The sequence below is a fragment of the Comamonas sp. B-9 genome (assembly GCF_000410635.1).
In the GTDB taxonomy this organism is placed as follows: Bacteria; Pseudomonadota; Gammaproteobacteria; order Burkholderiales; family Burkholderiaceae_C; genus Comamonas.
Genome location: NZ_KE148629.1, coordinates 1126 through 14764 on the forward strand (window position 1 = coordinate 1126; position 13639 = coordinate 14764).

At 59.6% G+C, this 13639-nt stretch carries 12 protein-coding genes and 3 pseudogenes; 6 read left to right on the forward strand and 9 right to left on the reverse strand.

Annotated features, from left to right (window positions below):
* Positions 1-481, forward strand: a 481-nt coding sequence (locus H928_RS33555) for an MFS transporter (RefSeq protein ID WP_043340876.1), incomplete at its 5' end; no start/stop codon positions are given.
* A 108-nt stretch (positions 482-589) separates the two neighbouring features.
* Here H928_RS33555 and H928_RS0117455 read toward each other — a convergent pair.
* The 9 genes and pseudogenes from H928_RS0117455 to phnC form a co-directional block, all read right to left on the reverse strand.
* Positions 590-2011, reverse strand: a complete 1422-nt coding sequence (locus tag H928_RS0117455; RefSeq protein ID WP_027011072.1) for an FAD-binding oxidoreductase — start codon at positions 2009-2011, stop codon at positions 590-592.
* Between the two features lie 572 nt (positions 2012-2583).
* Positions 2584-3486: a methylenetetrahydrofolate reductase gene (locus H928_RS0117460; protein WP_003056080.1), complete on the reverse strand. Its 903-nt coding sequence runs from the start codon at positions 3484-3486 to the stop codon at positions 2584-2586.
* A 91-nt stretch (positions 3487-3577) separates the two neighbouring features.
* Positions 3578-4246: an epoxyqueuosine reductase QueH gene (locus H928_RS0117465; protein WP_003056085.1), complete on the reverse strand. Its 669-nt coding sequence runs from the start codon at positions 4244-4246 to the stop codon at positions 3578-3580.
* Positions 4243-4713: pseudogene (locus tag H928_RS28555) on the reverse strand (LysR substrate-binding domain-containing protein); the annotation flags it as partial. The pseudogene H928_RS28555 and the gene H928_RS0117465, both read right to left, overlap by 4 nt.
* A gap of 70 nt (positions 4714-4783) precedes the next feature.
* A pseudogene (locus tag H928_RS28560) lies at positions 4784-6322 on the reverse strand (IS3 family transposase).
* Between the two features lie 577 nt (positions 6323-6899).
* Positions 6900-7883, reverse strand: a complete 984-nt coding sequence (locus H928_RS0117480) for an NAD(P)-dependent oxidoreductase (protein WP_011517523.1) — start codon at positions 7881-7883, stop codon at positions 6900-6902.
* A gap of 8 nt (positions 7884-7891) precedes the next feature.
* Complete coding sequence (phnE, locus tag H928_RS0117485) at positions 7892-8692, reverse strand: phosphonate ABC transporter, permease protein PhnE (RefSeq protein WP_003056093.1); 801 nt, start codon at positions 8690-8692, stop codon at positions 7892-7894.
* Entirely contained in the window at positions 8689-9567 is an 879-nt protein-coding gene (phnD, locus tag H928_RS0117490; protein WP_003056094.1) for a phosphate/phosphite/phosphonate ABC transporter substrate-binding protein, read from the reverse strand. The genes phnE and phnD overlap by 4 nt, the downstream gene beginning before the upstream one ends.
* Complete coding sequence (phnC, locus tag H928_RS0117495; RefSeq protein WP_003056095.1) at positions 9561-10400, reverse strand: phosphonate ABC transporter ATP-binding protein; 840 nt, start codon at positions 10398-10400, stop codon at positions 9561-9563. Before phnC ends, phnD begins: the two co-directional genes overlap by 7 nt.
* Before the next feature lie 171 nt (positions 10401-10571).
* On the opposite strand from phnC, the gene H928_RS0117500 reads away from it, so the two are divergent.
* The 5 genes and pseudogenes from H928_RS0117500 to H928_RS33560 all read left to right on the forward strand — a co-directional run.
* Positions 10572-11459, forward strand: coding sequence for a LysR substrate-binding domain-containing protein (locus tag H928_RS0117500; protein WP_027011074.1), 888 nt, complete (start codon positions 10572-10574; stop codon positions 11457-11459).
* 301 nt (positions 11460-11760) lie between these two features.
* On the forward strand, positions 11761-12123 hold the full coding sequence (locus H928_RS0117505) for a hypothetical protein (RefSeq protein ID WP_021027656.1): 363 nt from the start codon (positions 11761-11763) through the stop codon (positions 12121-12123).
* A gap of 178 nt (positions 12124-12301) precedes the next feature.
* On the forward strand, positions 12302-13093 hold the full coding sequence (locus tag H928_RS0117510) for a HupE/UreJ family protein (RefSeq protein ID WP_021027657.1): 792 nt from the start codon (positions 12302-12304) through the stop codon (positions 13091-13093).
* A 46-nt stretch (positions 13094-13139) separates the two neighbouring features.
* Positions 13140-13490: a DUF6488 family protein gene (locus H928_RS0117515; protein WP_021027658.1), complete on the forward strand. Its 351-nt coding sequence runs from the start codon at positions 13140-13142 to the stop codon at positions 13488-13490.
* A 3-nt stretch (positions 13491-13493) separates the two neighbouring features.
* Positions 13494-13639: pseudogene (locus H928_RS33560) on the forward strand (EamA/RhaT family transporter); the annotation flags it as partial.

The window sequence follows — 13639 nt, forward strand, 5'->3', positions numbered from 1 at the left end:
CATCACCGCCTATGTGGTCACCGGCTATATGCTGTTTGGCGCCGCCGGCATGGTGCTGGGCGGCTTTCTGGTGGGCCGGGTGGAGCGGCTGGAGAAAGTCATCTCTGCCTGCCTGCTGTTCTCCGGCGTGCTGCTGGCGCTGGTGGGCACCGGCTGGCTGCCCGGCTATGTGGCGCTGGGTGTGGCGGCGCTCGCCGGTATCGGCACCGGCCTGGCCGGCCCCTCGCGCGACATGCTGGTCAAGCGCGCCGCGCCGCCGGGCGCCACCGGCCGGGTCTATGGCACCGTCTACTCGGGCCTGGACCTGGGCTTTTGCCTGGCCGCCCCGGTGTTTGGCTACATGCTGGACCACCACATGAACGCCGGTGTGTTCTTTGGCGCAGCCGTGGGCATGGTGCTGAGCGTGGTGTCGGCCGGCTTTGTCGGCGCCGGAGTGGCCGCGCGCAAGCAAAAGGAAAAGGCCGCTGTGGTGCCTGCCTGAGCAAGAGGCTGTACCCCCTGGGCTCCCGCAGAAAACCCGCCACAAGGCGTAAAAAGGCCCGCGCAACCGCTTGGTTGCGCGGGCCTTTGGCTAAGGGGATGGTGGCGATCAGCCCAGCTGGAAGATCTTGCCTGGGTTGAGGATGTTCTTGGGGTCCAGCGCCTGCTTGATGGCGCGCATCATGGCGACGGCGCCTTCGCCGGCCTCTTCCAGCAAAAAGCCCTGCTTGTGCACGCCAATGCCGTGCTCGCCGGTGCAGGTGCCACCCAGCGCAATGGCGCGCTGCACCAGCTGGTGGTTGAGCTGCTCGGCCTGCGCGCGCTGGGCATCGTTGTCCGGGTCGATCAGGTAGCCAAAATGGAAGTTGCCGTCACCCACGTGGCCCACCAGAAAGTAGGGGATGCCGCTGGCATCGGCCTCGGTCACGCACTGCAGCAGCGCATCGGCCAGGCGGCTGATGGGCACGCAGGTATCGGTGGTGATGCAGCGGCAGCCCGGCACGCTGGAGACGGCCGCAAAGTAGGCATTGTGGCGGGCGGTAAAGAGGCGCGTGCGGTCTTCCGGGCGCTCGGCCCATTCAAAGGCATTGCCACCATGCTCGCGCGCCAGGTCCTGCACCATCTCAGCCTGTTCCTTGACGCCGGTGGGCGAGCCATGGAACTCCATCAGCAGCATCGGTTCTTCGCGCAGATCGAGCTTGCTGTAGGCATTGACCATGCGCACCGCATTCACATCGATGAGCTCCACGCGCGCAATCGGGATACCCATCTGGATGGTCTCGATGACGGTGCGCACGGCCGCTTCAATGGTCGGGAACGAGCAGATCGCGGCACTCACCGCTTCGGGCAGCGGGTAGATGCGCAGGCTGATTTCGGTAAAGATGCCCAAGGTGCCTTCGCTGCCCACCATCAGCCGCGTCAGGTCGTAGCCGGCCGCGCTTTTCTTGGCGCGGTTGCCGGTGCGGATCACCTGGCCGCTGGCGGTCACCACCTCCAGCGCCAGCACGTTCTCGCGCATGGTGCCGTAGCGCACGGCATTGGTGCCGCTGGCGCGGGTCGATGCCATGCCGCCGATGGAGGCGTCAGCGCCCGGGTCGATCGGGAAGAAAAAGCCCGTGTCCTTGATCGCCTCGTTGAGCTGCTTGCGGGTGATGCCCGGCTGCACGGTGATGGTCAGGTCCTCGGTGTCGATGGACAGCACCTGGTTCATGCGGCTCACATCGATGCTGATGCCGCCTTGCACGGCCAGCAGATGGCCTTCGAGCGAGGAGCCGGCGCCATAGGCAATGACGGGCACCTCGTGCTGGTGGCACAGCGCCACGGCATCCTGCACATCCTGGCTCGACTGGGCATAGACCACGGCGGCCGGAGGCGGCGCGGTGATGGAGCCTTCGTCGCGGCCATGCTGCTCGCGCACGGCCTGCGAGGTGACGCACTGGCTGCCAAAACGGGCACTGAGCGCTGCCATGAAGGCATCGGGGATGGGGCGCTGCGCAGCAGCCAGAATGTGGGGGGAGGTGGGCGCGTTCATCGGGTTCTCCAGGGCGGGAGCCAAGAATAGCACCGCCGGCTTTTCATGGCTGTCCGCTGCGCTGCAGCCGGGCATGAAAAATGTCCGCTGTCAAGTCTTTGATGTAGACGGACAGTTCCGTAAAAGGTCTTATGGAATAACAGGTTAGTCCATATTTTGGTCGCTACGTATCCTTGCTGATTTGCGAGCTAGGTGCCACATAGGCGCTTTGCAGTGGCAAACGTAAGGATGTCTCAGCGAGCAAAGTCGCATCATCAAAGTTTCGGTCTATCACCATCTTCCTACAGAAGGCAGTTCGAGAAGGGCGTTTATCGTGTTTGCCCCCCCAATCTGCCAATCGATAGCTCGCACCGTCGAAGCCGATGATGCGGGCGATCCATTTCGATGTGGCATTTGCGCCTGCGTCCGGTGATGTTGGCCGCGTGTGTCCTGTGCCAATGGGATCGCGCCCATGGGGCGCTTGCGCAACGCGAAGGCTGAGGCGGGCGGTAGGATGCTCTCGAAGCGTTCGCCCCAACGAGGTCTGCTTCTATGGGGCATGCCAGTGCAAGCGACTGCTGGAGGCGCAGTAATCACATGGGAGCCGTGTCGATGGGTTGTTCAGGCTCGGCACGCGAGCAGTACTGCTCTACCCACTTCACGGACTGAGCGATGCCTCCGAATGGAAAGAAATGCAGGCTCACCTTTCCATGTGCTTCGGTCAGGCGGGTGGTCAGACGATCCACAAAGAGATCCGGGCCTGCTATGCCGAACAGCTTGCTGATCGAGATGCCGTACTTGGACAACATCGACGCGCATGCGCTAACGCCACACAAGGCGGCATAGCGCGCCAGCACCGCCACGCCTGCAGGGCCCGGCACGCCCACGCGTACGGGATGTTCGACGCCACGCCCGCGCAGGGCTTCCAGCCAGGCCAGCACGATGTCGGCATCGAAGGCAAATTGCGTGACGATCAAGGGCGCCATGCCGCGCCCTTCGATGCAGCGACACTTGTGTTCGAGCACTTTCCAACGATCAGATGTGCTCATGACCGGATGGCCCTCGGGATGGCCACCCACGCCGACCATCTGAATGCCCGAGCGCTCGAACACGCCTGATTCGATCAGTGAGGAGCTGTCGGCAAACGGCCCCAGCGGGGTGGACGGATCTCCAGCGATCACGAAGCAACGCTTGACGCCGGCTTCCGCGACCGCGCGCTGGATGAACGACTCCAGTTTTGCGAACGAGGCGATACGGCGTGCAGCGAGGTGAGGCATGGGCTCAAAGCCGAGTCCGCGAACGGCCTGCGCTGCGGCCAGTCGCGCGTCGTTGTCCTGGTTCGCCAGGTAGGGAATGGAAATGGTTGACCCGGGCAATACACGCGGCGCCGCTGCGGTCAGCGCAGAGATATCCTTCGCGTTGACCTCTAACGAATAGGCGTCGGTGATGTTGCCGATGGGCTTGGACTTGTCGGAATGAAGCAAGGGGCTTGCCATATCTGGCGACTGTTGGGAGAGTTCCGACCCGCCAGCGCTGATCGGGTCGGTTGGAAGCCATGGAGCGGCATCGCTCACCCGGCAAGGCGCGTCAATCTTTGGGGGGCTGTTCGTCACCGTAGAACGTCACGCCGAGCTGGATGCGCTCGCGGCCGCTTTCCACGCGGTGGCGGTTCGTGTCGCGCAGCGAGTAGACGCAGCCGCAGTATTCCTGTTGGTAGAAGTTCTCGCGCTTGCTGATCTCGATCATGCGCGCCGAGCCGCCGCCCTTGCGCCAGTTGTATTCCCAGTACATCAGGCCAGAGTACTTGGCCGCCGCACGCACGCCGCAGTCATTGATCTGCTGCATGTTCTTCCAGCGCGAGATGCCCAGGGAACTGGTGATCACCGGAAAGCCGTGCTCATGCGCATACAGCGCCGTGCGCTCGAAACGCATGTCGAAGCACATGGTGCAGCGCACGCCGCGTTCGGGCTCGTGCTCCATGCCCTTGGCGCGCTCGAACCAGTTGTCCCGGTCGTAGTCCGCATCGACGAAGGGCACGCCGAACTGCTCCGCGAAGCGGATGTTCTCGTTCTTGCGCAGCTCGTATTCCTTGAGCGGATGAATGTTGGGGTTGTAGAAAAAGATGGTGTAGTCAATGCCCGAGGCCAGCATGGCCTCCATGACCTCGCCTGAGCACGGCGCGCAGCACGAATGCAGCAGCACCTTGTCGTGGCCTCCGGGCAGCGCAAGCGCTTTGCGTTCGACGGTGGTGTTCATCCCTTGGCTCCTTGGGCAATAGCGGTGGTGGCAGTTGCAGGCTGGCGGGCCAGTTCGACGAAGGCCCGCACGTAGTCAATGGCGGTATCCGCCTCGCGTGCGCCCAGGAAGATCTGCTTGGCAATACCGCGCGCGCCCAGCCGCACAGGCACCACGTCCATCCTGGCCGCATATTCCTCGACCAGCCAGCGCGGCAGCGCGGCGACACCGCGGCCGCTGGCCACCATCTGCACCATGATGTCGGTGGTTTCGATGGCTTTGTGGCGCTTGGGCGTCACGCCGGCCGGCAACAGGAACTGGCTGTAGATGTCCAGGCGTTCGATGTCCACGGGGTAACTGATGAGCACTTCCCGGGTCAGCTGCTGGGGCTTCACGTAGGCCGTAGAAGCCAGGGGGTGGTCTTTGGCCACGACCAGCACCTGCTCGTAGTCGAACACGGGTTCGAACTTCAGCCCCGGCTTGAACAGCGTGTTGATTTCCACCCAGAAGTGACCCACTAGCCCCCGGTGGGGGTGCGGATAAAAACTTGGACTGGTTTTATGCGGCTAGGCCAAGTTTGTGCCGGTATTCCACAGGACTTAAACGTCCCAGAGATACCTTGATACGTTTTTCGTTGTACCAACGAATGTACGCATCGACAGCTTCAATGAACTGCTCAATCGTTGTTGATTGCCAGTTGTTGGGATAGAACAGCTCCATCTTTAGCCTTCCAAAAAAGCCTTCGCACGCAGCGTTGTCTGGTGAGCACCCTTTGCGAGACATCGAGCGAGTCAACTTTGCATCATGGACCCTCGAGAGCCAGCCTGGCCAGCGGTAGTGAGCTCCACGATCAGAATGAATCACAGGGCGGCTCTCGCTGCCTTGAACAGCATCAATGGCCGCATCCAGCATTGTGTTGACGAGATGTGCGTTGGGATGAGTCCCAATCGACCAGCTCACCACCAGCCCGTCAAAGCAATCAATGACTGGCGACAGGTAAACCTTGCCAGCAGGAATCTGGAGTTAAGTAACGTCGGTGAGCCACTTCTCATTGGGCGCAGCGGCACGGAAGTCTCGATTGATGAGGTTTTGCGGGGCGGCACCTATCTCTCCAAGGTAGGAGTTATATCTGCGGCGTTTGGGCTTGGCCACGATCAACCCCTCCTGCTTCATCAGCCGACGAACCACCTTCTCTGAGATGCCCGTGCACTCCTTGAGCAGAGATGCCTGCACCCTGCGATATCCATAGCAACGGTAGTTGTTGTCGAAGATCTCTGTGATGCTTCGGCGTAAATCAACGTATTTGTCAGCCAGCTTCAGCCGAGCACGATGGTAAAAATACGAGCTTCTAGCAAGGCCAACAAGAGAAAGCAGTTCTGGCAATTCATACTGCCCGTGCAACGCTTCAACCAGCACAGCCTTATCTTTGTTTGCCAGCCTATGCAGATCAATGTCAGCCCCATTTTTTAAGATTTCATGGGCCTGCTTGAGAAGCTCACGTTCTATCTTCAGCCGCCGAACATCCTGGCGCAATGATTCAACTTGGCGCCTGAGTGCTGCTTCATCCAACACTGGCGATCGCTTTGGACTGTGTTTCATTGAGGCTGGGGCACAAGGGCCAAGCAACTGATTTTTCCAGTTGTACAAGGTCCCCCTACACACCCCTAACTTGTCCGCAATCTGCTGTGCACTTGATCGACGGGCACACAGCTGCACCACGCCCTCACACATCAAGGCATCAGGCTTTGTAGCCGGCCAAGATCTGCCTACTCTCGATTTGCAGGTGTCAGGGCAGTCTTGCCGAACCCACGCAGTCAACGTTCCTCGACCCGGATAACCCAAAGCCCTCATCGTTGCAGCAATACAGCGATCATGGGCGAGGTAATGAGCAATAGCCACCTGCCTTTGCTGCAGCGAATATTTTGGTGCTCTTGGAGCTTGGCTTGCTGGCAAATCCTGATGCTTCAGGTAGTGCTGATACCAGCCTTTCAATGCGTTCTTGGTTGGGTACCCCAACTGGCGAATCGTGGCTCTGACACGCAAGCCAAGCTTGATGTAAAGCGCAACTGCACGAATCCTGTCTGCGTATGAGTACATGAACTACCTCCCCTGGTAGTCCAAGTTTTTGTCCGCATCCCCGGCGGGTCAGTTCTGCGTGGAAATCAACAGCCTAGATTCATTGAGATGCATCAAAGCAGTCTATCGGCGACAACGCACCTCGTCGTCTGCGTGAACTCTAAGGCAGACCCTAAAGGGGCGAGGGAGACACTTTCGGCGGTGCATCTCAACACTCTGCGCAGTGCGGTTGTATTAGACCTAGGGTTCAGCCGTGCAGTCCAAGAACTCGCAAAGCAGCGTCACCTCTACTACGAGCCGAATGTAATGACCTCAGCTGAAACGTCCTGGGTTGAAACCACTATCAGAGGCCAAGAACGATCAGTGTTGTAGCCTGACCCCTCGAAGTATCTGGTGTTTGCCATGCGCCCATTTGGGCTTACCCCATGAGCTGCGCCGTGCAGAGAACATCATCGCTAAACCACTTCGATGATGACTCAAGTCATTTCCCCTTGGCGAGCAGGATGGCATCACACGGGCAGGTTGCACCCAGCCATAGGACATAGGCTCTGAAGCCGCGCCCATTTCAGCTGGCGTGCAAACCGCCGAGCAACCATACCTATGCTGCCGCGCTGGCCTCGACAGCAACATCACTCAAACTCTCGCCCCTGAGTGAGCGGACTAGGTTCTCAGCAGCCCGCATTTCAATTTCGAACCGTACGCGTCTCACAGCCGAGCCGATGTGGGGAGTGAGTACTGTTCTGGCGTTGTTGGTCAATCCCGGATGAATTTCGCGAGGTCTGTCTGGAAGTAGCCAATCTTCCATCTCATAGACGTCAGCGGCGTACGCGCCAAGTTGCTCATTCGCCAAGGCATCGACAACCGCCCTTTCGTCGACCACAGACCCCCTACCCACGTTTACAAGGATCTGGCCCTTTTTCGATAGTTGAAGCATCCTGGAGTCAACCAGGTGGCGCGTATCGCTAACAAGAGGCACTGCCAGGAACACATAGTCCGATGTGCTGACAGCCTCATCAAGCGTGACCAGTTCGACCTGATCTAGACGCACACTTGGGTCTACACCAAGCAGCCGCGCGCAGCCAAAGCCCGCGAGTCGCGCCAATATGGCCTGCCCAACTTTTCCGAGACCGATCACGCTGGCCACCGACCCATGAAGCCCGGTTCCGTATAGAGCTGGCCTCCACCCAGAGTAGCCTGCTCTTGTAGCGGCGTCACCCTGAAGCACGTTCCTGCCAGCAGCAATAGCCAATCCGATGGCCAGCTCGGCTGTGGGCTCTGTGAGGAGGTCAGGAACAAAGGTGACGCTCACCCCGGCTTGTGCGCAAGCCCTCAGGTCGAAGTTGTCGTACCCCTTGAGTGCACAGGAGATGGTCTTGAGCCTGGGAGCGTTCAGCAGCGACTCTTTGGTCACACTGTCTGTCATGAAGGCCATCATGGCATCAGCATCCACGAGGTACTCCCTGAGCTGGCTGGGGCTCCAGGGGTCAGGCCCTGGATTCATGATGACCTCACCCTCAGCCTGGAGCTTCCTTAGAACCTCTTCATGAACTGGCTGCGTTACGACGATTTTCCGATGATTCATTTTTCGATTTACTTGAGACGCTTTCGCAGCATCGATCCAATGCTGTCAACCACGAGGACACAGGCAAGAATCGACAGAAGGATGGCTGAGACCTCGTCATACTTGACAAGGCGAAGTGCTGCCATCAACTCGAAGCCGATGCCACCTGCACCGACAATGCCAAGTACTGCGGAGGCCCTGAAGTGGTACTCCCAGCGATAGATGGTTATGTCTGCCAACTGTGGAAGGACTTGGGGGATAACGGCATGCGAGATGACCTGAAAGCGGCTTGCGCCTACCGCAGCAGCTGCTTCAAGTGGCTTCGGATCCACGTGCTCAATGGCTTCCGCGTAAAACTTTGCGACCATTCCCGTGGAATGCAACGCTAGTGCGAGCACCCCAGGTAGAGCACCAAACCCTACGGCTGCCACGAACAGAATGCCAAGAATGATTTCTGGCACGGACCGGAATGCCGCCAGGATGACTCTGGCCACTCTTCCCACCAAAGGATTGGGGGTGGTGTTTGGAGCCGCCAGGAGCGCCAGCGGAAGTGAAAGCACGATAGTCAGTGCTGTGCCGGCAATCGACATCGCCAAGGTGTCCCTCAGCGGGATGACCCAGTGCTCCCAGCGGTCGAAGTTGGGAGGGACCATCTCAGATGAGAGCTGCTTGACAGCCGGGGCGCCTTCGATGAACCGCTGTGCATCGAAGAACCCCGTGACGTACAGGGCTACAAGGCAAACCAGAAGGACGAACGCTGTATTGCGCAGTCCAATGAACTGCTCCCGCTTGTCGCGACTGATGATGTTCTCGAATGCAGCCGAGGTCATTGCATACGGCCCAAATCAAGCTTCAGGATGGTTGCGGTATCCCTAAGGACGTCATATGCAGCGTCATCAGTGGCGGCAAACGCCTGGACACGAAACGCCTTGAGCACCTCAGCATCCTTCATGTCCAGAAAGGCAGAGCGGATGGCAGCTTTGAGCTCAGGCTTGAGGTCCCCCTGCATGACGACCGGATAGTTTGGAATGGGAGCAGAAAGGTCAAGCTGAACAATCTTCGTGGCATCAATGCTTCCTCGAGCGATGAGGTTGTCCAGAATCGGCTTGGACAGAGCCCCGGCTGGAATCTGACCCGACTGCACCGCACGTGCGACCGCGTCATGTGCCCCAAGGTGAACTGGCCGATAGTCCTTCTCACCATCAAGCTTGTACTTCTTGAGCAGGTGTGCACGTGGTGCAAGGTGGCTTGATGTGGACGCCTGGTCGCCAAATCCGAAGGGCTTGCCGCGCACGTCTTCAAGCGTTTTCACCGGCCCTCCGGCCGTTGCGATGAGGACCGACTGGTATGTGGGCGACCCACGTTCAACGCCCACCGCAAAGGGCTCAATCCCGGACGCCTTAGATTTGGCCAAAACGTACGAAAACGGTCCAAAGTACGCTACCTCAATCCGACCGAACCGCATTGCCTCGATCATCGAGGAGTAATCGGTAGTCACCACAATCTCAACATCCTTCTTGAGCTGCTGTTCAAGATAGCGCTTAAGAGGCTGCGCGTTCTGGATGATGCTGGCAGCGTTCTCATCTGGAAGAAGGGCGACACGAAGCTTTGATGGATCCTTTCCCTGCGCATGAGCCCACAGAGGAAGGAGTGCAGCAAAAGAAGCTGCGCTGACAACAAGAGAGAAGTTACGGCGATTCAGCATGGCAAGAGCTCCTTGGTTTGACTGGATTGAAGAGTTCGGGGGCTATCAGTGGACGCACTCGTGTTGGAAGCGTTGGACTGCTTTGCATAGAGGTTCCGCGCAACATCAGGACTCAGCTGCTCTGCCCTACCCTCGAATACAACAGCTCCCTGGCGGAGCCCAATGATTCGGTCTGCAAACGAGCGCGCGAGCTCCACCTGGTGAAGACTCACGATTGCGGTGAGGTGGTCCTTTTTGCAGATCTCATGCAACAAGGTGAGCACGCTATGTGCGGTTGCCGGGTCCAGGCTGGCAACAGGCTCATCGGCCAGCAGGATTCGTGGCTTCTGTATTAGCGCCCTAGCTATGCCTACGCGCTGCTGCTGCCCCCCAGACAAGGCATCAGCCCGGGAGAGCGCCTTTTCGAGCAGCCCGACACGCTCAATCACTGTGAGCGCCTCCAGCTTGTCCTTCTTGCTCCACGGCCATAGCGAAGCGAATGCACCCCTGTCACCGAGCTTTCCCATCAGAACATTCCTGAGGACCGACTGACGTCCAATCAGATGATGCTGCTGGAAAACCATCCCACAGCGCTTGCGGTGCTCTCTCAGCGTCTTTGCGTTGACTACCCCACCTGCCAGGCCAGGTATCGATACCTCGCCTTTTGTGGGCAGCACCAGTCCATTGATGCTTCGTAACAAGGTGGACTTCCCTGCGCCCGAGGCGCCCAGAAGCACCAAAAACTCTCCCTGCTTCACATCCAGACTCGTCGGGTGCAAGGCCACGGTCGAGTCAACGTAGCGGACGGAAACTCCCTTGAGACTCAGAACGTCTCGGTCCTTCTCCAACTTCATGTTGTTACCTTTGCAAGTTTCTGCCTGCGAGCAGCGCGAGAGCGCTTATGACGCACATTTGCCGCAGAAAGAAGTTCGATACGGCTAGGCATGCGTGCAGTTTGTTCGTGGAACGTGTCATCAATATGAAACTTGCACCCCGAAAAATAGGGGTATCTATAGATAACACCTATGTCTGGACTCACGCTACTTGCGGCTTTGAAAGCCTTTGATGCGACGGCAAGGGCCGGAAGCATGACTGCTGCTGCGAAGCTGCTTGATCTACAGCAGCCCACCATCTCAGCGCATATTCAGCGCCTGGAGAATGAGTACGGCGTGGAGCTTTTTCTTCGTCAAGGCCGCCGGCTTGAGCTGACTACCTTTGGCAGGACTCTGCTGGACTACACGCGGCGGGCATTCAGCGGCGAGGAAGATGCGCACGCCCTTTTGGCAGCAGCCAAAAACCGATTCGTCGGGCGTCTTGTGATTCACGCGATCGGCCCGTACAACGTAGTCCCTGTTCTGAAGGCCTTCGGGAGCCGCCATCCCCAGGTCGAGGTCTCTGTCCGTGTAGGCGACTCCCGCTCAATCACGGAAAAGCTCCTCGACTACCAGGGTGATGTCGGCGTGGTCCTCAATCACGCCGAGCACCCCGAACTCCATTGCATGCCATACAGGTCACAGCGCCTGGTGGTCTTTGCGAACCGAGAGCACGCCCTAGCCCGGTGCGGTGAGATAGTGCTCAAGGACCTTCAGAGCCAGCGCTTCGTCATACGTGAGGAAGGTTCAACGACAAGAAGAGTCTTCGAGAGCGAGCTAATTGCCCGCAATATCAACATCCAGGTTGCGCTGGAGATGGGAAGCCGGGAGGCTGTCCGCGAGGCAGTCGCACAAGGAATAGGACTAGGCGTCGTTGCCGAGACAGCCTATGTTCCAGATCCGCGTCTTGTGAAGCTGAAGATTCTGGATACAGCAATGGCCACCCACGTCGACTTCATCTGTCGTCGCGAACGACAGAACGCTCCGCTGATAGCAACGATTTTCGACTTGGCAAAAGAGGTGAGAAGAGGCCTGGCCTAAAGATTCACGAACTTGGCGACAGGGCCCGAGTGGATCATTCATGCCAAGCCTATCGTTAGCAGCCATGCTGTCAGTCAAACAGGCCTAGATGGCTGCGCCTGTGGGAAGTGACTCCGTTGGATCCACTCTTACTCTTCGTCGTAGCCAATACCGTTGGACCATCGACAAGCTCCCTGTACAGCTTGTATCTTGGAGCGACGTACGTAGCCGTCCGGCGAACTCGCCTTGACTTGGAACCGCAAGGCATGCGGTCGTGTGGTCACGCGTCCGCAGCGATTCGTGCCACCTCTACAATTCTTCTGTGACCGCCAAACGCCGAGCCCTCGTCCTGCTGATTGCCATGGTCTGGCAGGCACTGGCGTGGCTAACCCCGGCCCATCTTGACCACCAAGCTGAGGTCATCGCGCACATGGTCGTGCACGCTCAGGAAGTGGACCACCACCACCACGCCGACCAGACACTGCACATTGAGGACGACAGCGGCGAACCACCTCACCAGCATGCCAACCAGGCGGCGCAGCTGCCTGGGTTGGCCCCGGCGATGAGCCTTGCGGCAGGCGACACCATCCCATCGGTCCTGGTGCCAAGCGCAGGCGTCGGGCATGCGCCTGTCTATCTCGAAGGCCCCCTGCGGCCTCCACAGCGCAGCGCACAACAGGCCTAACAGGCCTTTGCCACGGCCGCGCTAGGCCGTGGCCGTGCTGGTGGTCCACCAGCGCCCCCTATCTGTCCGCTCGGCATGCCCCTGAAGGCGCGCCGCGCTCGGAACATTGTTCCGCGACCAACCCTGCCGTCGCACCGCGCGGGTTGGGCTGTTGCAATACACAGAGGGCTCTTGCTCCATGACCCAAACCATTTCCAACCGCCTGGTGGCATTGCTGCTGCTTGGCTTCATCCCGCTCGTGGGCCTCGCCCACGGCATCTCCGAGGAGGACCGACAGCGCATGCTCGATGGCGGATACCTGCAGTACGTCGGCCTGGGCGCGAGCCACATGCTGACGGGCTACGACCATCTGCTGTTCCTGTTCGGCGTGGTGTTCTTCCTGACCACGTTCAAGGACGTGGCCAAGTTCGTGACCGTCTTCACCGTCGGCCACTGCATCACGCTGGTGTTCGCGACCTACTTCAAAATCACCTGGAACTACTACCTGGTCGACGCCATCATCGCCGCGAGCGTCATCTACAAGGGCTTCGACAACAACGGCGGCTTCCAGCGCGTCTTCGACATGAAGTCGCCGAACTTGCTGGGCGCCGTGTTCATCTTCGGGTTGTTGCATGGGTTTGGCCTGTCCACGCGACTGCAGCAACTGCCGCTGGGCGATGACCCGGCGGCAATGCTCGGGCGCATCCTGAGCTTTAACGTCGGTGTCGAGCTGGGCCAGATTGCGGCACTGACCGCCATGGTGGCGCTGCTGGCTGCTTGGCGGCACCGGCCCTCGTTCAAGCGCTTCAGTTACGCGGCCAACCTGGCGCTGGTCTATGCCGGCGTCTACCTGCTGTTCACGCAGCTGCATGGCTACCAGCACGACACGGCCCCGGACAGCTTCCGTTTCCCCGTCGAAGAGCACCGCCACGTGCACGACGACATGAACATCGAGAACACCCAGGATGACAGCCGCAACACGCTCAACTGAACCCGTTTCCTTCTCCTCTCCCATCTCTTCCTTCAAGGACCGCACCATGAACAAGTCTCTCGTCGCCACCATCGTCCTGTCCGCCGCTGCCTGCGTGCCTGCCGCCTACGCCAACGAGGGCGGCGCGTGCCACTTCCATGGCTCCAAGCCCGCCGCCGAGTCGGTCGTGACCGGCTGCGCCGAACAGCGCAAGCAGACGCTGGTCAAAGGTGGCAAGCTCGATGCATCGTGGACTGCCATCAAGCCCGAGAAGGTTGAGGCCATCGACGGCAAGAAGGGAAAGGAGTGGAAGCTGACCTTCAAGAACCCGGCAGTGGCCGATGCCAGCAAGCAGACGCTGTACATGTTCTACAGCCTGCCGGGCAACTTCATTGCCGCCAACTTCACCGGGCAGTAAGCCATGCAGCGCGAACTGGCCTCACCCGCGCTGCGCGGCGGACTGCTCGCGCTGCTGGCTGCCGCCCTGTTCGGCCTGAGCACGCCGCTGGTGCAGGGCTTCGGGGCCGGCATCGGGCCGTTCACCACGGCGGCGCTGCTGTATGGCGG

What these genes read in the sequence shown, in the direction of transcription:
- H928_RS0117510 (WP_021027657.1), top strand. Translation starts at nt 12,302, where the DNA reads ATGACCCAAACCATTTCCAACCGCCTGGTGGCATTGCTGCTGCTTGGC.
- H928_RS0117460 (WP_003056080.1), bottom strand. Translation starts at nt 3,486, where the DNA reads ATGGCAAGCCCCTTGCTTCATTCCGACAAGTCCAAGCCCATCGGCAAC.
- H928_RS0117500 (WP_027011074.1), top strand. Translation starts at nt 10,572, where the DNA reads ATGTCTGGACTCACGCTACTTGCGGCTTTGAAAGCCTTTGATGCGACG.
- phnC (WP_003056095.1), bottom strand. Translation starts at nt 10,400, where the DNA reads ATGAAGTTGGAGAAGGACCGAGACGTTCTGAGTCTCAAGGGAGTTTCC.
- H928_RS0117515 (WP_021027658.1), top strand. Translation starts at nt 13,140, where the DNA reads ATGAACAAGTCTCTCGTCGCCACCATCGTCCTGTCCGCCGCTGCCTGC.
- phnD (WP_003056094.1), bottom strand. Translation starts at nt 9,567, where the DNA reads ATGCTGAATCGCCGTAACTTCTCTCTTGTTGTCAGCGCAGCTTCTTTT.
- H928_RS0117480 (WP_011517523.1), bottom strand. Translation starts at nt 7,883, where the DNA reads ATGAATCATCGGAAAATCGTCGTAACGCAGCCAGTTCATGAAGAGGTT.
- H928_RS0117465 (WP_003056085.1), bottom strand. Translation starts at nt 4,246, where the DNA reads ATGAACACCACCGTCGAACGCAAAGCGCTTGCGCTGCCCGGAGGCCAC.
- phnE (WP_003056093.1), bottom strand. Translation starts at nt 8,692, where the DNA reads ATGACCTCGGCTGCATTCGAGAACATCATCAGTCGCGACAAGCGGGAG.
- H928_RS0117455 (WP_027011072.1), bottom strand. Translation starts at nt 2,011, where the DNA reads ATGAACGCGCCCACCTCCCCCCACATTCTGGCTGCTGCGCAGCGCCCC.